At 62.1% G+C, this 19,847-nt stretch carries 23 protein-coding genes and 1 tRNA gene; 14 read left to right on the top strand and 10 right to left on the bottom strand.

The window, feature by feature from the left end; genetic code table 11:
* Window positions 1–14: 14 nt before the first annotated feature.
* The 6 genes from BG83_RS0106170 to BG83_RS0106145 form a co-directional block, all read right to left on the bottom strand.
* On the bottom strand, window positions 15–1,604 hold the full coding sequence (locus BG83_RS0106170; protein WP_024975906.1) for a rhodanese-like domain-containing protein: 1,590 nt from the start codon (window positions 1,602–1,604) through the stop codon (window positions 15–17).
* Between the two features lie 92 nt (window positions 1,605–1,696).
* Window positions 1,697–2,290 carry a cysteine dioxygenase family protein gene (locus BG83_RS0106165; RefSeq protein ID WP_024975905.1) on the bottom strand — a complete coding sequence of 198 codons (594 nt, stop codon included), beginning with the start codon at window positions 2,288–2,290 and terminating at the stop codon, window positions 1,697–1,699.
* A gap of 68 nt (window positions 2,291–2,358) precedes the next feature.
* Window positions 2,359–3,114 (bottom strand): amino acid ABC transporter ATP-binding protein, encoded by a 756-nt coding sequence (locus BG83_RS0106160; RefSeq protein WP_024975904.1) that lies wholly within the window; start codon window positions 3,112–3,114, stop codon window positions 2,359–2,361.
* A 29-nt stretch (window positions 3,115–3,143) separates the two neighbouring features.
* On the bottom strand, window positions 3,144–3,836 hold the full coding sequence (locus BG83_RS0106155) for an amino acid ABC transporter permease (protein ID WP_024975903.1): 693 nt from the start codon (window positions 3,834–3,836) through the stop codon (window positions 3,144–3,146).
* A 3-nt stretch (window positions 3,837–3,839) separates the two neighbouring features.
* Complete coding sequence (locus BG83_RS0106150) at window positions 3,840–4,532, bottom strand: amino acid ABC transporter permease (protein ID WP_024975902.1); 693 nt, start codon at window positions 4,530–4,532, stop codon at window positions 3,840–3,842.
* 16 nt (window positions 4,533–4,548) lie between these two features.
* A complete protein-coding gene (locus tag BG83_RS0106145; protein ID WP_024975901.1) occupies window positions 4,549–5,385 on the bottom strand; it encodes a transporter substrate-binding domain-containing protein in 837 nt (278 codons plus the stop codon).
* Window positions 5,386–5,572: 187 nt separating this feature from the next.
* Between BG83_RS0106145 and BG83_RS0106140 the strand changes: the two genes are divergently transcribed.
* On the top strand, window positions 5,573–6,442 hold the full coding sequence (locus BG83_RS0106140) for a LysR substrate-binding domain-containing protein (protein WP_024975900.1): 870 nt from the start codon (window positions 5,573–5,575) through the stop codon (window positions 6,440–6,442).
* On the opposite strand, the gene BG83_RS0106135 is transcribed toward BG83_RS0106140, so the two are convergent.
* Complete coding sequence (locus BG83_RS0106135) at window positions 6,435–7,340, bottom strand: sterol desaturase family protein (protein WP_024975899.1); 906 nt, start codon at window positions 7,338–7,340, stop codon at window positions 6,435–6,437. The genes BG83_RS0106140 and BG83_RS0106135 overlap by 8 nt on opposite strands.
* Before the next feature lie 146 nt (window positions 7,341–7,486).
* Between BG83_RS0106135 and BG83_RS0106130 the strand changes: the two genes are divergently transcribed.
* From BG83_RS0106130 to BG83_RS0106120, 3 genes are all read left to right on the top strand, one after another.
* Window positions 7,487–8,596, top strand: a complete 1,110-nt coding sequence (locus BG83_RS0106130; RefSeq protein WP_024975898.1) for an enoyl-CoA hydratase/isomerase family protein — start codon at window positions 7,487–7,489, stop codon at window positions 8,594–8,596.
* A 44-nt stretch (window positions 8,597–8,640) separates the two neighbouring features.
* Window positions 8,641–9,675: a tRNA dihydrouridine(20/20a) synthase DusA gene (dusA, locus tag BG83_RS0106125; RefSeq protein WP_080693649.1), complete on the top strand. Its 1,035-nt coding sequence runs from the start codon at window positions 8,641–8,643 to the stop codon at window positions 9,673–9,675.
* 88 nt (window positions 9,676–9,763) lie between these two features.
* Window positions 9,764–9,839 (top strand) — tRNA-His (locus tag BG83_RS0106120).
* A gap of 55 nt (window positions 9,840–9,894) precedes the next feature.
* Here the strand turns inward: BG83_RS0106120 and BG83_RS0106115 are convergent.
* Window positions 9,895–10,287: a DUF4440 domain-containing protein gene (locus tag BG83_RS0106115; RefSeq protein WP_024975896.1), complete on the bottom strand. Its 393-nt coding sequence runs from the start codon at window positions 10,285–10,287 to the stop codon at window positions 9,895–9,897.
* A 132-nt stretch (window positions 10,288–10,419) separates the two neighbouring features.
* On the opposite strand from BG83_RS0106115, the gene BG83_RS0106110 reads away from it, so the two are divergent.
* Together BG83_RS0106110 and BG83_RS0106105 are read left to right on the top strand one after the other, a co-directional pair.
* Complete coding sequence (locus BG83_RS0106110; RefSeq protein WP_024975895.1) at window positions 10,420–12,150, top strand: dipeptidase; 1,731 nt, start codon at window positions 10,420–10,422, stop codon at window positions 12,148–12,150.
* A 16-nt stretch (window positions 12,151–12,166) separates the two neighbouring features.
* Complete coding sequence (locus BG83_RS0106105; protein ID WP_024975894.1) at window positions 12,167–12,478, top strand: cupin domain-containing protein; 312 nt, start codon at window positions 12,167–12,169, stop codon at window positions 12,476–12,478.
* Between the two features lie 341 nt (window positions 12,479–12,819).
* Here the strand turns inward: BG83_RS0106105 and BG83_RS0106100 are convergent, their stop codons facing one another.
* Both BG83_RS0106100 and lexA read right to left on the bottom strand, forming a co-directional pair.
* Complete coding sequence (locus BG83_RS0106100) at window positions 12,820–13,005, bottom strand: hypothetical protein (RefSeq protein ID WP_024975893.1); 186 nt, start codon at window positions 13,003–13,005, stop codon at window positions 12,820–12,822.
* Window positions 13,006–13,124: 119 nt separating this feature from the next.
* Window positions 13,125–13,775: a transcriptional repressor LexA gene (gene lexA / locus BG83_RS0106095; RefSeq protein WP_024975892.1), complete on the bottom strand. Its 651-nt coding sequence runs from the start codon at window positions 13,773–13,775 to the stop codon at window positions 13,125–13,127.
* A gap of 255 nt (window positions 13,776–14,030) precedes the next feature.
* Here lexA and BG83_RS0106090 point away from each other — a divergent pair, with 255 nt between their 5' ends.
* The 8 genes from BG83_RS0106090 (at window position 14,031) to BG83_RS0106055 (ending at window position 19,842) form a co-directional block, all read left to right on the top strand.
* Entirely contained in the window at window positions 14,031–14,807 is a 777-nt protein-coding gene (locus tag BG83_RS0106090; protein ID WP_024975891.1) for a ferredoxin--NADP reductase, read from the top strand.
* Between the two features lie 136 nt (window positions 14,808–14,943).
* Window positions 14,944–15,936 carry an asparaginase gene (locus tag BG83_RS0106085; protein WP_024975890.1) on the top strand — a complete coding sequence of 331 codons (993 nt, stop codon included), beginning with the start codon at window positions 14,944–14,946 and terminating at the stop codon, window positions 15,934–15,936.
* A gap of 93 nt (window positions 15,937–16,029) precedes the next feature.
* On the top strand, window positions 16,030–16,398 hold the full coding sequence (gene rpsF / locus BG83_RS0106080; RefSeq protein WP_024975889.1) for a 30S ribosomal protein S6: 369 nt from the start codon (window positions 16,030–16,032) through the stop codon (window positions 16,396–16,398).
* 41 nt (window positions 16,399–16,439) lie between these two features.
* Entirely contained in the window at window positions 16,440–16,766 is a 327-nt protein-coding gene (gene priB / locus BG83_RS0106075) for a primosomal replication protein N (protein WP_024975888.1), read from the top strand.
* Between the two features lie 12 nt (window positions 16,767–16,778).
* Complete coding sequence (gene rpsR / locus BG83_RS0106070; protein ID WP_037022304.1) at window positions 16,779–17,057, top strand: 30S ribosomal protein S18; 279 nt, start codon at window positions 16,779–16,781, stop codon at window positions 17,055–17,057.
* Window positions 17,058–17,081: 24 nt separating this feature from the next.
* Window positions 17,082–17,534 (top strand): 50S ribosomal protein L9, encoded by a 453-nt coding sequence (rplI, locus tag BG83_RS0106065; protein ID WP_024975887.1) that lies wholly within the window; start codon window positions 17,082–17,084, stop codon window positions 17,532–17,534.
* A 143-nt stretch (window positions 17,535–17,677) separates the two neighbouring features.
* Window positions 17,678–19,066: a replicative DNA helicase gene (locus BG83_RS0106060; RefSeq protein ID WP_012435397.1), complete on the top strand. Its 1,389-nt coding sequence runs from the start codon at window positions 17,678–17,680 to the stop codon at window positions 19,064–19,066.
* A gap of 149 nt (window positions 19,067–19,215) precedes the next feature.
* The gene (locus BG83_RS0106055; protein WP_024975886.1) at window positions 19,216–19,842 is read left to right on the top strand and encodes a DUF47 domain-containing protein; all 627 of its coding nucleotides are present in this window, start codon (window positions 19,216–19,218) and stop codon (window positions 19,840–19,842) included.
* The last annotated feature ends 5 nt before the right edge of the window (window positions 19,843–19,847 follow it).

The following is a 19,847-nucleotide window of genomic DNA, read 5'->3' as shown; positions in this document are numbered from 1 at the left end:
TCAAAGGTTGAGCGTCATGACTGCGCGGCACCGGCGCCCACGCGGAAGGCGCCAAGCTCCTGCGCGTCGAGCTGGGCGAGCAGGCCGGTTTCCCAGGCCAGGTATTGCCTTGCCGCAGCCTTGTTGCCGTCATGCCGATCATGCACGAAGAAGAGATAGTCGATGCAATCGGCGTCGGGCGGGACGTTCTCGGAACCTTCGGTGACGTAGCCAGCGGCAGTCCACGCGGCGACGCTTCCGGCGAGGAGTTTGAGACGCGACGCGGTCTGGGGTGCGTTTGCGATCCAATCTGCTGCGGCGAGTTGTGCGATGCGCGGGTCGTCAGCGATCAGCACGGTATCGCGGTCAGCGGCCAGGGCCGGCAAGCGCGGACGAATAGCCCATGTGGCGCCAGGCACGTGGGCGCGGCGGAAGGCCATGCTGGAGCGCAAGTCGATCACTTGTGCGGTACTGGCCGCAAGCAGGGTGGAGAGCGCTTGCGCACTGATTTCCGGTAACGGTTGCGGCAACGCGGTGGGGGCCACCTGCAGGCTTGCGTTGCTGTTCAATCCCTCGCGCAGCACATAGGCATCGTGGCCGAGTTGCCGCAGCCAGCTCGCAACGATTGGCGCACGCACGCCGTCGGCATCGAAGAGCACGAGGCGGGCATGGCGTACGCCGACGTACTGATCGGTTGCCTGAATCAACTGTCCGCCCGGCGCATGCTGCGCTCCCGGCAGGCTGCCGCTGGCGAATTCCTCGGGCGTGCGGACATCGCACAGGAAGACGCTGTGCTCACCGTGTGCAGCCCAACGTGCGACTGTTGCTGCATCCACCTCGGGCACTGCAAAGCGAGCGGCGAGTTGCTGACTGGCCTCGCGCATGTCCTTGACAGTAGCGGGCGTAACGACGTCGGGGTAACGGCGCGTGCTGCCGTGCTCCAGCGGAAGGTCTTCCAGGTACCAGCCTTGCGTACCGTTCTCCAGCGCCATCACCGGGTTGGGGATGCCCAGGTTGATCAGCGTTTGCGCGCCGATGATGCTGCGTGTGCGCCCCGCGCAGTTGACGACGATCGGCGTGGTCGCGTCCGGGACAAGCTCGCGGATGCGCAGCCCCAGCTCGCCGTTCGGGCAGCAGATCGACGACGGGATCGTCATCTTCAGATATTCGCTGACGGGTCGGCCGTCGACGATGACGACGTCGTCGCCGCGTTCGCGCATGGCCGCAAGCTCGCGTGCGGTGACGCGTGGCGTGTGGTACGCCATCTCGACGAGTTCACCGAAGGTTTTGGACGGCACGTTGACGCCGGCAAACAGCGTGAAGCCTGCGTGGGTCCAGCCCTGTGCGCCGCCTTGCAGCACGTGCACATTGGTGTAGCCGATGGCGGTCAGTCGTTCAGCCGCGCGCTCGGCAACGCCATCGTTGTCGTCATAAACGACCATGCGCACCGCGCGGCGAGGCGCGAGCCGCGGGACATCGATCTCAAGACGGCTGTACGGCAGAGGGATGGCGTAGAAGAGGTGGGCTTCGCCGTACTGGCCGTGCTCGCGCACGTCGAACAGCGCGATCTCGGCGCCGTCATGCAGCCACACTTTCAGGGTCTGGGCGGTAACGAACGATGTCATATCGATGCGAAACGAATCAAAAGGGTGAGCGACGCCCCTCCGCGCACGCAGCGCGGATTGCAGGCAACGCGATTCGGGTTGAGGCTGGCCGGTTAGCGGCGGGTCTTCACGCCAATGCCCATGGTCTGGTAGCGACCAGTGGCAAGGTCGAACGTGATGCGCTCGGTCAGCGTTTCGAGCGCGCGTCCGTACATGTGCAGATGGCGGATAGGAGCCTCGCCCTTGATCTCAACGGCGTGGATGTCTTCGGCTGCCAGCGCGATGCCGGTACCGGGTTCGACGACGACGGTGTCGGTCATTTCCAGCGTGCCGACGCCGGGCGTGGTGCGGTCATCGGTGCGGCGGTAGACATAGTTGTATTCCGTGCCATCCACGGCGGCGATGCAGGCCCACGTGGTGTGGTTGTGCGGCGTGATCTTCTTGCCCGGGCGCATGACGTTTAGGTACAGCGCGTAGGTCTGGTCGGCATCTTCGTGAATCAGGTAGCGGGCTTGCAGCTCGCCGTCGCTGGGAGGCGGGAAGTCGGTTTCCTGCCAGAACTCCGTGCGCGCGGCGAGACCTTTGACCTGTTCGAGTACGTCCGCCAGTGCGGGACGCGTTTCACCTTCGGGTGCGAGTGCGGCCTTCATGGCGGCAATCGCGTCATTGACTGCCGCTTGGCGTTGCAGAGGAAGAGATGTAGACATGGATGGATTCTCCTGAGGTATTGGGGCGCCTTGCGTTGTATTACGTGGCGTTGTTGTCGTTGTCGGTATCAGGCGACGAGTTCGGCAATGCGCGGGGCAGGCCGCAGGACGTCTTGCAGAAAGCGCTGCGCGCGGGCGTGTTTCGGGCGGCTGAAGAACTGGTCGGGCGGCGAGTCCTCCAGCAACTCGCCCTGGTCCATGAACCAGACACGGCTCGACACATCGCGCGCGAAGCCCATCTCGTGGGTGACGATCATCATAGTGAGACCGTCGTCTGCCAGCTCGCGCATCACGTGCAGAACCTCTTGCACCATCTCGGGATCGAGAGCGCTGGTCGGCTCGTCAAACAGCATGAGCGGCGGCTTCATCGCCAGCGCCCGCGCAATGGCCACGCGCTGCTGCTGGCCGCCCGAGAGGTTCTCGGGCATCGCGTCGATCTTGTGGGCAAGGCCGACCTTGGCAAGCAGCGCTTCGGCCTGCGCCGTCGCTTCGTCACGCGATAGACCGAGCACCTTGGTCGGCCCGAGGATCAGGTTCTGCCGCACCGACAGGTTCTGGAACAGGTTGAAGTTCTGGAACACGAAGCCGATGCGCGCACGCAATTGGTTGACGCGCACATCGCGTGCATGGACATCGCGTCCTTCAAAGCGGATGCATCCGCCGTGGATGCCCTCCAGCCGCGTGACCGTGCGGATCAGCGTGGATTTGCCCGAGCCCGAGGGCCCGCACACCACAACGACTTCACCGCGTTCGATGGTGGCGTTGATGCCTTTGAGCGCGTGGTAGTCGTCGTAATACTTGTCGACGTTTTCAAATGCCAGCATGGGAAGTGGTCTCCGGCAAGGGTTTGTTCCTAGGCAAGCCCAGCGCGATGGCGGGCAATGCGGCGCTCCAGCTGCCCCGCGAAGCGGGAGATGGCGAAGCACAGAACGAAGTAGAAGGCAGCCAGCACGAGGAAGGTCTCCAGCGGCTTGGTCAGCGTGATGGTGTTGACCTGCGCCGCCGAGTACGTCAGCTCCGGCACGCCAATCACATAGGCGAGCGACGTTGCCTTGATGATCGACACGAACTGGTTGACGATCGACGGCAGCATGTTGGTCAGCGCTTGCGGCAGTTGTACGTAGCGCATGCTCTGCAGCCAGGACAGGCCGTTCGAGCGCGCTGCTTCCATCTGCCCGCGCGGCAGGCCCTCGAGCCCCGCGCGCACAATCTGCGAGAGGAATGCGCTCTCGTAGACGATGATCGCGCAGACCGCCGTGGTGAACGCCGACACTTCCTTGCCCACCAGCAGCGGCACCGCAAAGTAAGCCCAGAAGATGATCATCAGCAGCGGAATGCCGCGCACCAGGCGAGACCAAACACCGGCAATACGACGCAGCCAGCGCCAGGGGCTCACGTGCGCCAGACCGATCAGCACTGCAATCGGGAACGACATCACCAAGCCCAGCACCGAAAGCACCAGCGTCACCGCTACGCCGCCCAGCGGCCCGTTCGGCCACGACCCGACCAGGAACAACGCCAGATAGTCATGCAGGATTTCAAGCATGCGTCAGACCCCCAGTGGCGTCGTACGACGCTTGGCAACGCGATCCGACAGCGACATCAATGCGAGCGTGCCGAACAGATACAGCAGCGTGGCGATGAGGAACACATCAAACGTGCGGAAGGTGAGGTTGTCGATCTGCCGCGTGCGGTAGAGCAATTCATGCACGCCGATGGCCATCGCGAGCGAGCTGTTCTTGAACAGCAATAGCGCCTGGTTGAGCAGCGCGGGCAGCGCCACGCGAATCCCCTGCGGAAGGATCACGTAACGCAGCGCCTGCAGATGCGTCAGTCCGATCGACCAGGCCGCCTCCTGCTGCGTATGCGGGATCGAACGCAGGCCCGAGCGCAGGTCTTCGGAGATGAACGCGCCTGAGTTCAGCGCCAGGGCGATCGCCGCGAAGAAGAACTCGGTGTTGCCGGCGTTGATCCATACTTTGAGCGATTCCGGCAGCAACTGCGGGATGCCGAAATACCACACCAGGATCTGCACCAGCATTGGCACGTTGCGGTGGTATTCGACAACCACGATGACGAACGCCTTGAACACGCGTACCGGCAGCGCGCGCAGCGTGGCCAGTGAAACGCCAACGGCGATGGCCAGCAGGCCCGAGACGACAAACAGACGCAATGTGGTCAGGATGCCGTCCCGCAACAGGCGCAGATAGCCGTCTTCGAGCAGGAACGAGAGATCGAACATGTCGGCCGCCTTGGGCTTACTGCGGCTTGATCGGTTCGACCTTGTAGTCGCGCGAGAACTTGTAGACCGACTTGGCGCCGAGCCACTTGTCGAAGCTCGTCTGCAGTCCGCTGGACTGGTCGTAATCCGCCAGCACCTTGTTGACCGCCGCCATGAGCGCGGGCTCGTTCTTGTTCATCACCACGCCCCAGCGCTCTTCATAAACGGGTGCGCTCAGCAGGCGATATTGCTGGCCGCCTTTCTGCGCTGCCTCGTTGGCAAAGCGGGCCAGCACGAGTTGCCCCGCTACCAGCCCATCGACCTTGCCCTGTTGCAAGGCCAGATACGCTGACGAAATATCGTGGAATGTCAGCAGGCGCGAATCGGGCAGGCGCGTGACCGACACGGCTGCCGAGCTGGACCCTTCGGATGCGGCGATTTTCTTGTTGGCAAGCTGATCGAGCGTCTGGATGGGCGAATCAGCCCGCACCAGCACGCGGATCGGCGCAACGAAATATTGGTTGCTGAAATCCACTTGCGCGGCGCGCGCCGGCATCCATGCCACAGCGGCGGCCAGCACATCCACGCGATGTGTCTTCAGTTCAGGAATGCGTGCGTCGGTCGACAGCGCGCGGTGCTCCAGCTTGACGCCCAGACCCTTGGCCAACGCGCTGCACACATCCACGTCAAAGCCGACGATCTGCCGTGTGGCGGCGTCGGGAAAGGCGTAAGGCTCGCTGGCGTTCTGCGTGCCGCAGACCAGGGTGCCGCGCGATTTGATATCCGTCAGCGCGTCGGCGTGCGCCGCACCTGCCACGCCTAGCGTGCCCAAGGTCAGCGTCGCGGCGGCTTGCGCCCATTTCCATACCCACATGGTGTTCCTCCTTTGTATGAAACCGATTCAGTGTCGGACCGCGATTTCCCCACGGCTCGGGTGTCTGCCTGAACGTATTGTTCGTTCAGTGTTATTTGTGTTTCCGGCAGGTTATCGGCCAGAATTGCGCAGAACAATTTAATTCTTGGCTGGAATTGATTAGAGCTTCTGAAGTATCGGGATCGAGATGCGAAATCTGGACATCGATTTGCTGCGCACATTCGTAGCGATCGCACAGCACGAGACGTTTGCCGCGGCGGCGGCACGGGTGGGGCGCACGCAGTCTGCGGTGACGCAGCAAATGCAGCGGCTGGAGGAGGAAATGGGTTGCGCGCTGTTCGAAAAGCGCGGCCGCCACAAGATGATGACGCCCGATGGCGTGCGGCTCGTCGCCTATGCGCACAAGATCCTGGCGCTGAACGACCAGGCCGTGCAGGTGATCCAGACGGGCGGCCCAATCGAGAAAATCCGCATCGGCTCACCGCATGACGTGGCCGATTCGATTTTGCCGAATTTGCTGCGGCGGTTGTCCAAGCTGTCGCCGGAATTGCAGATGGAGATCAACGTTGGTCGCAGCCCGTTCCTGATGGACGCGTTGCGGGACAAGACGCTCGATCTGGCGATTTCTACGCGCTATGACGATGCGTTTCCCGGCATCAAGCTGCGCACGTCGCCGATGGTGTGGATCTGCGCGGAAGATTTCATCTTCAACTCTGCCGCGCCGGTGCCGCTGGTCATGGCCGACGAGCTGAGCCTGTTCCGTCAGCTGTCGATTGAATGCCTGGACGCGCATCACATCCCGTGGCGCACGAGTTACCTGTCGCCCACGCTCACGGGCATCAAGGCTGCGATCAGCGCGGGGCTGGGCGTGACGGCGCGCACGACCGAATTGCTCGATGCCAACATGCGCGTGCTGACCGAAGCAGATGGCCTGCCGCGACTGCCGGAGGTGGCTTTCTACCTTTACGTGCAGCCAACGTGCACCAGCGCCGTCCTGCGCGATCTGTTCGATTCCACCGATCGCGTCGCCACGCGCTTCGGGCCGCCGTTCATGTGAGCGGCATCGCCTCGGCCGTTACCGCCGCGCGCGGGCTGCGCCACTCGGGTGGTTTCCACAGGTAGCGAATGTCCCGATCGCGGAACACGTCAGCCCACATGTCGCGCCATTCGTGGAAGGTGAGGGCGATCGGGTTGTGTGTGTGGACTTGCCGCGTGATGCCAAAGATGGGCGCGTCTTCCTCCGGCACGAAGCTGCCGAACATGCGGTCCCAGATAGTCAGCACGCCGGCGTAGTTTCGGTCGATGTATTGCGGGTTCTTGGCGTGGTGCACGCGATGCACCGACGGCGTATTCACGTATTGCCCGAGCCACCGCCAGAAGCCGGCGTAGCGCGAATCCAGCGCACCCAGCCGCGTATGCACGAAGAACTGGAATGCCAGGTTCAGGCCCACGGCAAGGATCACCCAGTCCGGCGTAAAGCCGATCCAGGCAAGCGGAATCCAGAACAGCCACATGCCGGAAATCGGATAGGTCAGGCTCTGGCGGAACGCCGTCGAAAAATTCATGCCTTCCGACGAGTGGTGCGTCACATGCGAGGCCCACATCCAGCGCACGCGATGGCTCGCGCGGTGGAAGAAGTAGTACAGAAAATCCTGCAGCAACAGGAGCAACACGAAGGACCACCACGTCTCGGGCACCGCGCGCAGGCCGTGGCTGTACGTCCACGAGTAGACCGTCTTGATCATCAGCCACAGAAAGAACGCATCCGACGCCTGGTGCATGAGTGCGAGGCAGGCGTTTGAAACGGTGTCCTTGAAGCTGTAGACGGATGGATCGCGCTTGCGCCAGTACCACGCCTCTGCGCCGATGGTCAGTAGGAAGACTGGCGCAAAGGCCAGCAGGATCAGGCCTGGGTCGAAACCGGATGCGCCCGGGGTAGCGTTCGCAGGGGTCATTGGATTGTTGTGATGTGTGTCGTCTCCAACCGGCAGGTATACGCCCAACACCCGCGCTGCGAAAGGGGGCAGGCTAGAGCCCTTCCTCGCTTCAATACGCTGTCGTGTACAGTGCGAGCCGTTATTCCCACAACAACATCCGAGACATGCAATCCACTGTTTCCATCGCGCCTCAGGCTGAAGTCCAACCCAACGTGATCGCCGAAGTACGCGGCGGCATCGGCTGGCTGACGCTGAACCGGCCGCAGGCGCTCAACGCGCTGTCGCTGGAGATGATCCGCGCGATGTCGCATGCGCTGCTGGCCTGGCAGCACGATCCGGAGGTCCACGCCGTCATCCTGCGTGGCGAGGGCGGCAAGGCCCTGTGTGCAGGCGGCGACATCCGTTTCTTCCACCGCGCCGCCACGGCGGGCGACCCGCAACTCATCACCTTTTTCACCGAGGAATACCGCCTCAATCACCTGATCTTCAGCTATGCCAAGCCCTACATCGCGCTGATGGACGGCGTGGTGATGGGCGGTGGCATGGGCATCTCGCAAGGCGCATCGCTGCGCGTGGTGACCGAGCGCACGAAGATGGCCATGCCCGAAACCAACATCGGCCTGTTCCCGGACGTGGGCGGTGGCTGGTTCCTGGCGCGCGTGCCCGGCCATGTGGGCGAATACCTGGGAGTGACAGGGCAGATGATCGAAGCGGCGGACGCGTTGTCGGTTGGCCTTGCCGATTGCCACGTCACCACCGAGGCGCTGGCGGCCATCGTCCAACGCCTGCGCGACGGAGACTGGAGCAGCGCCGAGCAGATCGCTGCCTGCTTTACCGAAGCTGCATCGACGCCGGATGATGCCAAGGCCATCATCGCGCCTCACCGCGAGGCCATCGACGCCTGCTTCAGCCAGAGCAGCGTGCAAGGCATCTTTGCCGATCTGGCTGGCAGCACGGAGGCCGAATGGGCCGCACAGACCGCTGAGCACATGGCCAAGCGCTCGCCGTTGATGATGGCGGTGACGCTTGAGCTGATCCGCCGCGGCCGCCACACCACGTTGGCCGATGAACTGCGCCGCGAGCTGGACATGATGACGCACGTGTTTGCTGAAGGCGACGGTATCGAAGGCATTCGCGCACTCGCGGTCGACAAGGACCATGCGCCCAAGTGGAAGCACGCGAACATCGACGCTGTCCGTGACGATGAAGTGGCTGCGTTCTTTATCTCGCCGTGGCGCCATGAGCAGCATCCGCTGCTGGGGCTGTCGGACTAGAACCGGTAAACTGCGCGCCTGGAATTTGAATCGTTGATCTTGCTGTGACCGCTGAACGCCCCACGCCCAACCCTCGCCGCTTGTCGGTGGCGCCCATGATGGATTGGACGGACCGACATTGCCGGTTCTTCCATCGCCAGATCTCGCGCCACACCTGGCTCTACACGGAAATGGTGACCACCGGCGCGCTGCTGCACGGCGACGTCCCGCGCCACCTCGATTTCGACGAGGTCGAGCATCCCGTGGCATTGCAGCTCGGCGGCAGCGAACCCGATGATCTGGCCCAGGCCGCGCGTCTCGGCCAGCAATGGGGCTACAAGGAAATCAACCTCAACTGCGGCTGCCCGTCAGAGCGCGTGCAGCGAGGTGCGTTCGGCGCGTGCCTGATGGCCGAACCGAAGCTCGTCGCCCAGGGCGTCAAGGCGATGCGCGACGCGGTGTCGATTCCGGTCACGGTCAAGCACCGCATCGGCATCGACGCCATCGAGACCTATGATTTCGTGCGCGATTTCGTTGGCACCATCGCCGAGGCGGGTTGCGAAACCTTCATCGTCCACGCGCGCAACGCCATCCTGAAAGGCCTGAGCCCCAAGGAAAATCGCGAGATTCCGCCGCTGCGGTATGAAGTCGTCTACCAGCTCAAGCGCGATTTTCCGCATCTGGAAATCCTCCTCAACGGCGGGGTGCAGACGCTGGAGCAGATCGACACGCACCTTGCACACATTGATGGCGTCATGATCGGCCGCGAGGCATATCACCATCCGCATCTGATGGCGGTGTTCGATGCGCGGTACTACGGCGCAGGCACCGAGGCCCGCGCGCGCGCAGAGGTGGAAGACGCAATGATCGGCTACGTCGGCCGCTGGGTAGAGCGCGGCGGCTACGCCGGTGCGGCGGTGCGCCATATGCTGGGACTGTATCGTGGCGTGGCGGGTGCGCGCGGCTGGCGGCGCGTGCTGTCGGATTCCAAGGCGCTGGGTCGCGTCAAGACGCTGGCCGACGCCCACAGGCTGTTTGATGAGGCCCGGACCCATTTGCGGCGCGGCGAAGAATCAGCTGACGAGGCGGTCGCAGCATAAATTGCACGACCCCCTAGGCACGCCGAAAGAATGTTTGTATAATTTCGGTTTTCGCCGAGCAGTTGCCAGTTTTGCTGTTCGTACGATGGTGGCTGTAGCTCAGTTGGTAGAGTCCCAGATTGTGATTCTGGTTGTCGTGGGTTCGAATCCCATCAGTCACCCCAAAGTTTCAGTAAAAAAGCCCGCAAAAGCGGGCTTTTTTACGTCTGCGCGCAGTGTCTACGCCTCCGCCACGACCGTCCCCTGGTGATACACCACCTTCCAGCCATCAGCCGTCCGCCGCCACAACGTTGCCCGGCGTGTTGTCCGGTTCGATTGCACCAGCGTGTACGTCAGCAGGTAGTTGTCGGGCGCAATTTCCTGGCAGCGGAAATCCCGCGTTTGCCAGAAATCCTCGCCGATATGGCCGTGCCGGGCATCGAGAACGCCGAGCACATAGCTGCGGCTATAGCGCTGACCCGAGGCACCTGTTTCCCAGAAGTCTTCCGTGGTCATGCGCTCGAAGTCTTCGCGGCGCGTGCCGAATTCGGGGCGATGGAAGATGGGTTCGCGCCGGCGCAGTTCTTCCAGCACGCTCAGCAGACCCGGGGCGGTATCCAGAGACGGTTCCATGCGGCAAGCCTCCTGGGAAAGTTCCAAGCATACCGCGCAGCGGGCGTGGCTTAGCGCTTTTCGCGTTGCACAATGCGTGGCTTGCGCTTCGCCCCTATGATGGCGCCTTTCCCTTTTCCGGAAACCACTTCGATGCAACGCACTGCCCGTATTGGCCTGTCTTCGCTGACGATCGCACTGTCGCTGGCTTGCGGCACCGGCGCCTTTGCCGCCACGCTTCAGAAACCGCAACTCGACGCGCTGCTCGCCGCCGAACAATCCAAGGCATCGGCTGACCTGAGCAGTCTTCTAGCGGCAGCCGCCAAGGCTGATCCGCAGGTTGCAGGTAGCGTCGCCGCGTACCAGAAGAAGGCCGCGCTCACTGGCGATGACCTCATCAACATCGGGCGTCTGCTGGGTCTGTACAACCGCCTGCACAACCAGCAGGCCGTGATCGCCTCGATCGAGAAGATGGTCGCGCTGCCGACGGTGCGTGACGACAAAATTCCGCAGTACGAAAACCCCGCCATCGTTGCGTTCGGCAAGCTGGTCGAGGGCATGGCGCGCGACTTCGGCCTGAAATATCGCAACGTCGACAACCGCGTATTTGAAGTCACGCTGCCCGGCACCGGCTCGGATGAATTCGGCATCCTGACGCACGCCGATGTCGTACCCGCAAAGCCCGAAGAATGGGTGCTCGGCGACGGCACCAAGCTCGATCCGTTCAAGGTCACGCGCGTTGGCAATCTGCTGTACGGCCGCGGCACGATTGACGACAAGGGCTCGATTGCCGCCGCCATGTACGCCATGAAAACGGTCAAGGACAGCGGCGTGCCGCTTGCGCGCACGATTCGTCTGATGATCGAAACCACCGAAGAAACCGGTGGCGATGGCATGAAGTACTACCGCGAGCACACGCAATTGCCCGCGTACAACATCGTGCTCGACAGCAAATACCCGGCGGTGGTCGCCGAGAAAGGCACTGGCGCGCTGAAGGTGTTTTTCCCTGCGCAGGCCGGCGATGCAGCGCATACGGCCATCGTTTCGATGACGGGTGCGGCGTCGGCCAGCTCCGTCCCGCAGACGGCCACCGCTACGCTTAAAGGCGGGGATCTGGGCGTGGCGGCCGCCGCGCTCGAAGCCAAGCGCGACGCGTTCGTGAACAGCTTGGCCGCACAGGGCAAGTTTGCGATCGACATCACGCGCACCGCGGACAGCATCGTCGTCAAGGTTACCGGCACGTCGGCGCACGGCTCGCGCCCGGAGGAAGGCGTTAACCCGCTGCCGCGTCTGGCGCTGTTCCTGCGAGCAGCCGATCTCGGTCTGGCGGACAACGCTTACGCTCACGCTGTGCGCTACCTCACCGACCTTTACGGCACCGACTACCTCGGCAACACCATGGGCCTCGCCTACAAGGACGACTTCATGGGTCCGCTCACCATCTCGCCTACGGTGATCGGCGACAAGAATGGCCGCGTGGAGGTGACCGCCAACGTACGCATGCCGCGCGGCAAAACGCCCGACGCGCTGCGCGGTGAGATCGCCGGCAAGATCAACGCATGGGCCAACGCCAACCATGTCGCCCTTGAGATCAACCACGAGCAAGGCAACTGGATGGCACGCGATCCGAAGGGGGCATGGCTGTCGACGCTGCTCAACATCTACGGAGACACCACGGGCCTCGACGCCAAGCCCGTGCCGACCGCCGGCAGTACGACCGCCAAGCTGATGCCGAACGCCATCAACTTCGGCCCCGCCATGCCCGGCAAGAAATACACTGCGCACAACGCCAACGAGTACAAGGAAGTGCCGGACCTCGACCTCGATATGCAGATGTTCACCGAGATGCTGGTACGTATCGGCAATCTGCAGTCGATGCAGTAACCGCCGGAGGATCGCCGTGAACATCATCCGCGCCAAGTCGTTTACTGCCGAGCGTGCCTGGGGCGCGCTCGATATTGCCAACATGAGCGGCATTACGACGCGCTTGCATTGGACCGACGAGCCTTATCGCTGGCATGTGAACGATGGCGAAGAGGTGTTTGTGGTGCTCGACGGCACGGTCGACATGCATTACCGCGAAGCCGGCCAAGAGAAGGTCGCGACGCTGGAGCCCGGCGACATCTTCTTCGCCGGTGTCGGCTGCGAGCATGTGGCGCACCCACGCGGTGAGGCAAGAATTCTCGTCGTCGAGAAAGCCGGGAGCGTTTAGCGGCTCGCCAGCCGATTGCGAAAAAAAAGCCCGCAATGTGCGGGCTTCGAATTCAGCGATCTCATTGCCCCTGAGGGCACTGGCAATACTACTGTCACGTACGCCAAACAACATCCGGGTAAACGTCCGTTTTGCTGACGGAACATCGCCGAATGTGCCGCTGCAGCAACTTGCGAACAGAAAAAAACAGCCCGCTCAGACGGCGGGCCGAAAATCAGTTGAAGAAAGCCCTGTCCTCAGGGCAGGGCAAGTGTATGAAATCAGTTGCGGCGGCAGCATTGGGGTATGCCCTGATCGGCCGCTGCAGCGCGTTTCATCGCCCCTCATCGTCCTTCTTTTCCTCAGCAGTTTTCGGCGCCAGCGGTACGTGAAGCGACCGGAATCGCATCCAGCATGCGGCAGATGGCGGCCATGCTGCCGACCATCGTACGGCGCTGCTCCCCCTGATAGATGCGCACGCCCTGGGTTTGGCGGAAGGGCACCGGCTGTACCGGACGGCGGCGGGAAGACATCGATCCGAGTCGCATGGCAGACCTCGTGAGTTCGGGTGGAAAAGCGAGAGGCAAGACTCCGCCCTGGCGAGCCAATGGCTCACCTCCAGGGTGGATCAAACAGCGAAGGTTTGGCGCTGAGATGCGCCAGAGACTTACGGAGCAGCAGGCCGGATCAGACCGACGGCCAAGCCCTCCAGGTGAAACTCATCACGATCCAGATCGACGTGGATCGGTTCGAAATCCGGGTTCTCGGCAATCAGCTCGACATGCCGGCCCTTGCGCTGGAAGCGCTTGACCGTGACGTCATCGCCCAGTCTAGCCACGACGATCTTGCCGTTGGCCGCTTCGGCGGCGCGCTGCACGGCCAGCAGATCGCCATCCAGAATGCCGGCGTCGCGCATGCTCATGCCACGCACCTTGAGCAGAAAATCGGGCTGCGCAGAAAACAGCGATGGATCAACCTGATATTGGCGATCAATGTGCTCTGCAGCCAGGATTGGACTACCGGCAGCCACGCGACCCACCAGCGGCAGTGTCAATTGCATCAGCCCCATCGACGGCAGCGAGAACTGATGCTGCGCCGTGTTGCCTGCCGCCCGCAGCCGAATGCCGCGCGAGGCGCCGGGCGTCAGTTCGATCACCCCCTTGCGTGCCAGCGCGCGCAGGTGTTCCTCGGCCGCATTCGGCGATGAGAAGCCGAACTCTGCGGCAATCTCGGCGCGCGTTGGCGGAAAGCCCGTGCGCTGGATCGTCTGGCTGATCAGGTCGTAAATCTGCTGTTGGCGAGAGGTGAGGGCGGCCATTGGCGTACTGTATATTTGAACAGGTGCTGTGATTTTATACAGTGACGCGGGAAGCGCAAGTGATTTTGTTGTGATGTGTTGCGTGAGCACCCGGCCCTTATGACCGGCGTCAAAACCTATGCGACTGGTTAGAAGCTTATGCGCAATCCATGCAGGCGCGGCCGTGGGGAATCGCATAAAATCAAGGCCTTGACCGATTTTTTTGCACCGCCACATAGCCCGATTGAGCCTCGTTGGGCTGGCCCGAACGTCACCATGTCCGCCTTCAATCAAGAGACCGTTCTGAGCGTCCATCATTGGAACGACTCGCTATTCAGCTTCAAGACCACGCGCGACCAGGCGCTGCGTTTCCATAACGGCCACTTCGTCATGATCGGGCTGGAGGTCGAGGGCAAGCCGCTGATGCGCGCCTACAGCATTGCCAGCCCGAACTACGAAGAGCACCTCGAGTTCTTTAGCATCAAGGTGCAGAACGGTCCGCTGACGTCGCGGCTGCAGCATCTGAAGGTGGGCGACAAGCTGCTGGTGAGCAAGAAGCCGGTCGGCACGCTTGTGCTGGATGACCTGCTGCCCGGCAAGAACCTGTATCTGTTCGGGACCGGCACCGGCCTCGCGCCTTTCATGAGCATCATCCAAGACCCGGACACCTACGAGCGCTTCGAGAAGGTCGTGCTGCTGCACGGTGTGCGCCAAGTGAGCGAGCTGGCCTATGCCGACTTCATCACCCGCGAATTGCCGAATAACGAGTTCTTCGGCGATCAGGTGCGCGAGAAGCTGATCTACTACCCGACCGTCACGCGCGAGCCGTTCCGCAACATGGGGCGTCTGACTGACCTCGTCGATAGCGGCAAGCTGTCTGCCGACATCGGCCTGCCTCCGATGGATCCGGCGGAGGATCGCGCCATGATCTGCGGCAGCCCGGCCATGCTGGAAGACACTTGCAAGCTGCTCGATGCCCGGGGTTTCAAGATCTCGCCGCGCATGGGCGAAGCCGGTGACTACGTGATCGAGCGCGCTTTCGTCGAGAAATAATCGACGCTGCTTCCGCTGCAAACGCCGGCCTGTGAGCCGGCGTTTTGTTTTCGGGGCGCCCAGGGCAATCCCGCGTCGGCAAAGGCGGGGCGGGCGGATACAATGCGCGCCTTGCCCACAACGCATGTCTGCAACGATGTCCTTGCCTACCATCGCCATCCTCGCTACCGGCGGCACGATCGCCGGCTCCGCTGACGACGCTGGCTCCGCCGCGCGCTACCGCGCAGGCGCCGTCCCCATCGATCAACTGCTCGCGGCCAGCAAACTTGGTTTAGAGCGCCTCGCCAACGTGCGCGCCGAGCAGGTCGCCCAGATCGACAGCAAGGACCTGACGTTCGAGGTATGGGAAAAACTGGTTGCACGCATCCGTCACTGGATCGACGTCGAGCGTGTGGACGGCGTGGTCATCACGCACGGTACCGACACGCTGGAGGAAACCGCGATGCTGCTGCACCTGACGCAGCAGACCGATACCCCGATCGTCCTGACGGCGGCGATGCGGCCGTCGACGTCGCTGTCGGCGGATGGTCCGCTGAATTTGCTGAACGCGGTACGGCTCGCGGCCAATCCGTCTGCGCGCGGGCGTGGCGTGTTGGTGGCGCTCAACCAGCGCGTGCATGCCGCTCGCGATGTGCAGAAGAGTCACACTTACGCGGTGGAGGCTTTTGTCTCGCCGGATACGGGGGCGCTGGGTTTCGTGCTCGACACGCAGGTGCAGTTTCAGCGTGCCGGGCAGCATGTAGCCGCGGCAGACGTGTTGCCGATGCCGCCAGCGGGGCAGTGGCCATGGGTTGAGGTTGTGGCGAGCTATGCGCAACCCGATGCACGTGTGGTCGATGCCCTGGTTGCCGCTGGCGTAAAGGGGCTGGTGATTGCCGCAACTGGCGCAGGCTCGATTCACGCCAATCTTGAGGCTGCGCTGAACCGGGCGAGTCAGCAGGGCGTTTTCGTGCTGCGTTCCACGCGTACCGGGGCTGGCTTGGTGCCCGCGCAACCTGGTGGGGAGCGCTGGGCCTCGAGCGGCTCGCTTAACCCATATAAGGCGCGTGTGCTGTTGACGTTGCTTCTGGCCTCAGGGCGCGCCCAGGCAGAAGTTGCCTCCCTGCAGCAAGTCATTGATCGATATTGAAAAAATCTCCAAGGCCTGCGTATAATGGCAGGCTAACCAACCTTGCTGCACCGGAGTGTGACGCCCGGGCGGCTTAATCCACAAGGAGCGTCAATGCGTCATTACGAAATCGTATTCATCGTCCATCCGGACCAGAGCGAGCAAGTGCCCGCGATGATCGAGCGCTACAAGAGCACGGTCACCACGCAAGGCGGCCAAGTGCACCGCGTCGAGGACTGGGGCCGTCGTCAACTGGCCTACATGATCCAGAAGCTCGCGAAGGCTCACTACGTGTGCCTGAACATCGAGTGCGGCAAGGACACCCTGGCTGAGCTTGAGCACGCGTTCAAGTTCAACGACGCCGTGCTGCGTCACCTCATCGTTCAGACCAAGAAGGCTGAAACGGCACCGTCGCCGATGATGAAGGAAGTCGCACGCGAAGAGGCCAAGAAGGCCGCCGCTCAGACCGAGCAGGCCGCCTGATGCCGCGCGGTGCTGCGCAAGCCTGATCGCGCATCACCAGCATGAACGAAACCCACGGGGACAACGCCATCAACCGCCTGCAGCTCGTCGCCACTCTGGTCGAGCGCGAGGTGATGCGATACACCCCAGCCGGCGTACCGATCGTCAATTGTCTTCTGGCATACAGCGGGCAGGCGGTCGAAGCGCAGACAGTGCGGCAGATCGAGTTTTCGATGGAAGCACTGGCAGCCGGCAAGATGGCTTCCGTTCTGGATCGCATCGCTCCGGGCACCGTCCTGGATTGCGTAGGATTCTTGGCTCGCAAGCACCGCAGCAGTAAGGCACTGGTCTTTCACATCTCCGGATGTAACGTATTCGTAAAGGATTGAATCATGGCATTCATGAACAAGAAGCAGCGCGACGCGAAGAACAAGAAGCGCTTCCAGCAGCAAAACCCGTTGTTCAAGCGCAAGAAGTTCTGCCGCTTCACCGTGGCCGGCGTTGAGCAGATCGACTACAAGGATCTGGATACGCTCAAGGACTTCATCGGCGAGAACGGCAAGATCACCCCGGCCCGCCTGACCGGCACGCGCGCGATCTATCAGCGCCAGCTGGACACGGCCATCAAGCGCGCACGTTTCCTCGCGCTGATGCCGTACACCGATCAGCACAAGCACTAATCAGCGGGATAAGGAGAACTCACAATGCAAATTATTCTGCTCGAGAAGGTCGTCAACCTGGGTAACCTGGGCGACGTGGTGCGTGTGAAGGACGGTTACGCTCGTAACTTCCTGATCCCGAACAAGCAAGCCCGCCGCGCTACGGATTCCGCCATCAAGGAATTCGAAGCCCGCCGCGCTGAGCTGGAAAAGCTGGCCGCTGAAAAGCTGGCTGCTGCGCAAGCCGAAGGCGAGAAGCTGAACGGCCTGACGCTGCAACTGTCGCAAAAGGCTGGTGTGGATGGCCGTCTGTTCGGCTCCGTCACCAACCACGACATCGCCGACGCACTGGTTGCGCAAGGCTTCAAGGTTGAGAAGGCGCAAGTGCGTCTGCCGAACGGCCCGCTGAAGACTGTGGGCGATCACGCGGTCGTCGTGTCGCTGCACACCGACGTGGCAGTTGACGTGAACGTGTCGGTGCAAGGCGAGTCGGTCTAAGCACGCACGCAGCACCTCGCGGCGCCCGGGTCACCGATCGACGCGAGTCAAGAAGGCAGGGACGAAAGTCTCTGCCTTTTTTTGTTGTCCTTTGTGTCAGGGGTTCCAGATTGAAGACCGAGCAGCGCCGCTATAATCCCGCCATGAACGCGCCCTCCGATCCCCAGCTCGATTCCCTCAAGGTGCCCCCGCATTCCATCGAGGCCGAACAGTCGGTGCTCGGCGGGTTGCTGCTGGATAACGCCGCTTGGGATCGCATTGCCGATTTCATCAACGAGCACGATTTCTATCGCTACGACCACCGGCTGATCTTCCACAATATCGGCAAGCTGATCTCGCAGGCCAAGCCGGCCGACGTGATCACGGTGTACGAGCAGTTGCAGGCCGCCGGCAAGGCGGAAGAGGTGGGGGGGCTGGCCTACCTGAACGCGCTGGCGCAGAACACGCCGAGCGCAGCCAACATCCGTCGCTATGCGGAAATCGTTCGTGATCGAGGCGTGCTGCGCCAACTCGTGACGATCGCCGACGAGATTTCCGCCGGTGCCTTCAACCCGCAGGGGCGCGACGTGCGCCAGCTGCTGGACGAGGCGGAATCCAAGGTGTTCGCGATTGCCGAAGAAGGTTCACGCGGGCAGAAGGGCTTTCTGGAAATCCAGCCGCTGCTGACGCAGGTGGTCGAGCGTATCGACGAGCTGTACCACCGCGATAACCAGAGCGACATTACCGGCGTGCCGACGGGCTTCGTTGACCTCGACCGCATGACCAGCGGTATGCAGGGCGGCGATCTGATCATCGTGGCCGGTCGCCCGTCGATGGGTAAGACGGCGTTCTCGCTGAACATCGGCGAACACGTTGCGGTGGAGCAGGGGCTGCCGGTAGCCGTGTTCTCGATGGAAATGGCCGGCACGCAGCTCGCCATGCGTATGTTGGGTTCGGTCGGGCGATTGGATCAGCACCGGCTGCGTACCGGCCGCTTGCTCGACGAGGATTGGCCGCGCCTGACGCATGCCATCCAGAAGATGAACGACGCGCAGCTCTTCATTGACGAGACGCCCGCGTTGAACCCGATGGAATTGCGTGCGCGCTCGCGCCGGCTTGCACGGCAGTGCGGGCAGCTCGGCCTGATCGTGATCGATTACCTGCAGCTGATGTCGGGCTCGGGCAGCGGTGAGAACCGCGCGACCGAAATTTCGGAAATCTCCCGATCGCTCAAGGGCCTGGCCAAGGAACTCAACTGCCCGGTGATCGCGCTGTCGCAGTTGAACCGAAGCCTGGAGCAGCGTCCGAACAAGCGTCCTGTGATGTCAGACTTGCGTGAATCCGGCGCTATCGAACAGGATGCCGATGTGATCCTGTTCATCTATCGTGATCAGGTCTACAACCCCGATTCTCCGGACAAGGGTACGGCCGAAATCATCATTGGTAAGCAACGTAACGGCCCGATTGGTACCGTTCGTCTTACGTTCCTGGGTGAATACACGAAGTTCGACAACTTCACCGGGGGCAATGCATTCTTTGACAACGACACGTAACGTGTAGTTCGTGTCGGCCCGCCACAACGTGCCACGCATGTCGCGAGGCTGGTTCCGGTAAAATATTGCGTTTTAATGACAGCGCCGGCGGTGATCCCGTCCGGCGTTGTTTTTACGACTCCTGCTTTTTTCCGTTCCCAAGGATCATCATGTTCGGTCGCTTCATGCCCACCGAAGGCAAGTTTTTTGAGTACTTCAACCAGCACGCCGAGTGCGCCGTCAAGGCGGCCCATGCACTCAAGGAACTGGTCAATGACTTACCCAATGCCGAAATGCATGCACGCAATGTGCAGAACTTTGAAAAGAAAGCCGATCGCATCACGCATGACACGATCGAGCTGCTGCACAAGACCTTCATCACCCCGCTCGACCGCGACGAGATCCACAAGCTGATCACGACGATGGACGACATCCTCGACCTGATGGAAGACGTGTCGCTCACCATCTCGTTGTACGACGTGACCAATGTCACGGACGAATCGCGTCAGCTCGCGATGATTTGCGTGGCTTGCTGCGAAGAAGTCCGCAAGGCCGTGGCTCTGCTCAACGACATGAACAACGGCCGCCAGATCCTCTCCATCGCTCAGGAGATCGATCGTCTTGAGTCGGAAGCCGATCGCGTGATGCGCGCCGCCATGGCCAAGCTGTTCCGCACCGAAAGCGACATCAAGCTGCTGATCAAGCTGAAGGCGATTTACGAGCAACTGGAGAGTGTCACCGACCGTTGCGAGGATGTTGCCAACATCATCGAAGGCATCGTGCTCGAAAACGCCTGACGAGA

Source organism: Ralstonia pickettii (assembly GCF_000607165.1).
GTDB classification, from domain to species: domain Bacteria; phylum Pseudomonadota; class Gammaproteobacteria; order Burkholderiales; family Burkholderiaceae; genus Ralstonia; species Ralstonia holmesii.
Note: the sequence above shows the minus strand (reverse complement) of the source record. Positions and strands in the feature narration are given on the sequence as shown.

What these genes read in the sequence shown, in the direction of transcription:
- BG83_RS0106170 (WP_024975906.1), bottom strand. Translation starts at nt 1,604, where the DNA reads ATGACATCGTTCGTTACCGCCCAGACCCTGAAAGTGTGGCTGCATGAC.
- BG83_RS0106165 (WP_024975905.1), bottom strand. Translation starts at nt 2,290, where the DNA reads ATGTCTACATCTCTTCCTCTGCAACGCCAAGCGGCAGTCAATGACGCG.
- BG83_RS0106160 (WP_024975904.1), bottom strand. Translation starts at nt 3,114, where the DNA reads ATGCTGGCATTTGAAAACGTCGACAAGTATTACGACGACTACCACGCG.
- BG83_RS0106155 (WP_024975903.1), bottom strand. Translation starts at nt 3,836, where the DNA reads ATGCTTGAAATCCTGCATGACTATCTGGCGTTGTTCCTGGTCGGGTCG.
- BG83_RS0106150 (WP_024975902.1), bottom strand. Translation starts at nt 4,532, where the DNA reads ATGTTCGATCTCTCGTTCCTGCTCGAAGACGGCTATCTGCGCCTGTTG.
- BG83_RS0106145 (WP_024975901.1), bottom strand. Translation starts at nt 5,385, where the DNA reads ATGTGGGTATGGAAATGGGCGCAAGCCGCCGCGACGCTGACCTTGGGC.
- BG83_RS0106140 (WP_024975900.1), top strand. Translation starts at nt 5,573, where the DNA reads ATGCGAAATCTGGACATCGATTTGCTGCGCACATTCGTAGCGATCGCA.
- BG83_RS0106135 (WP_024975899.1), bottom strand. Translation starts at nt 7,340, where the DNA reads ATGACCCCTGCGAACGCTACCCCGGGCGCATCCGGTTTCGACCCAGGC.
- BG83_RS0106130 (WP_024975898.1), top strand. Translation starts at nt 7,487, where the DNA reads ATGCAATCCACTGTTTCCATCGCGCCTCAGGCTGAAGTCCAACCCAAC.
- BG83_RS0106115 (WP_024975896.1), bottom strand. Translation starts at nt 10,287, where the DNA reads ATGGAACCGTCTCTGGATACCGCCCCGGGTCTGCTGAGCGTGCTGGAA.
- BG83_RS0106110 (WP_024975895.1), top strand. Translation starts at nt 10,420, where the DNA reads ATGCAACGCACTGCCCGTATTGGCCTGTCTTCGCTGACGATCGCACTG.
- BG83_RS0106100 (WP_024975893.1), bottom strand. Translation starts at nt 13,005, where the DNA reads ATGCGACTCGGATCGATGTCTTCCCGCCGCCGTCCGGTACAGCCGGTG.
- lexA (WP_024975892.1), bottom strand. Translation starts at nt 13,775, where the DNA reads ATGGCCGCCCTCACCTCTCGCCAACAGCAGATTTACGACCTGATCAGC.
- BG83_RS0106090 (WP_024975891.1), top strand. Translation starts at nt 14,031, where the DNA reads ATGTCCGCCTTCAATCAAGAGACCGTTCTGAGCGTCCATCATTGGAAC.
- BG83_RS0106085 (WP_024975890.1), top strand. Translation starts at nt 14,944, where the DNA reads ATGTCCTTGCCTACCATCGCCATCCTCGCTACCGGCGGCACGATCGCC.
- rpsF (WP_024975889.1), top strand. Translation starts at nt 16,030, where the DNA reads ATGCGTCATTACGAAATCGTATTCATCGTCCATCCGGACCAGAGCGAG.
- priB (WP_024975888.1), top strand. Translation starts at nt 16,440, where the DNA reads ATGAACGAAACCCACGGGGACAACGCCATCAACCGCCTGCAGCTCGTC.
- rpsR (WP_037022304.1), top strand. Translation starts at nt 16,779, where the DNA reads ATGAACAAGAAGCAGCGCGACGCGAAGAACAAGAAGCGCTTCCAGCAG.
- rplI (WP_024975887.1), top strand. Translation starts at nt 17,082, where the DNA reads ATGCAAATTATTCTGCTCGAGAAGGTCGTCAACCTGGGTAACCTGGGC.
- BG83_RS0106060 (WP_012435397.1), top strand. Translation starts at nt 17,678, where the DNA reads ATGAACGCGCCCTCCGATCCCCAGCTCGATTCCCTCAAGGTGCCCCCG.
- BG83_RS0106055 (WP_024975886.1), top strand. Translation starts at nt 19,216, where the DNA reads ATGTTCGGTCGCTTCATGCCCACCGAAGGCAAGTTTTTTGAGTACTTC.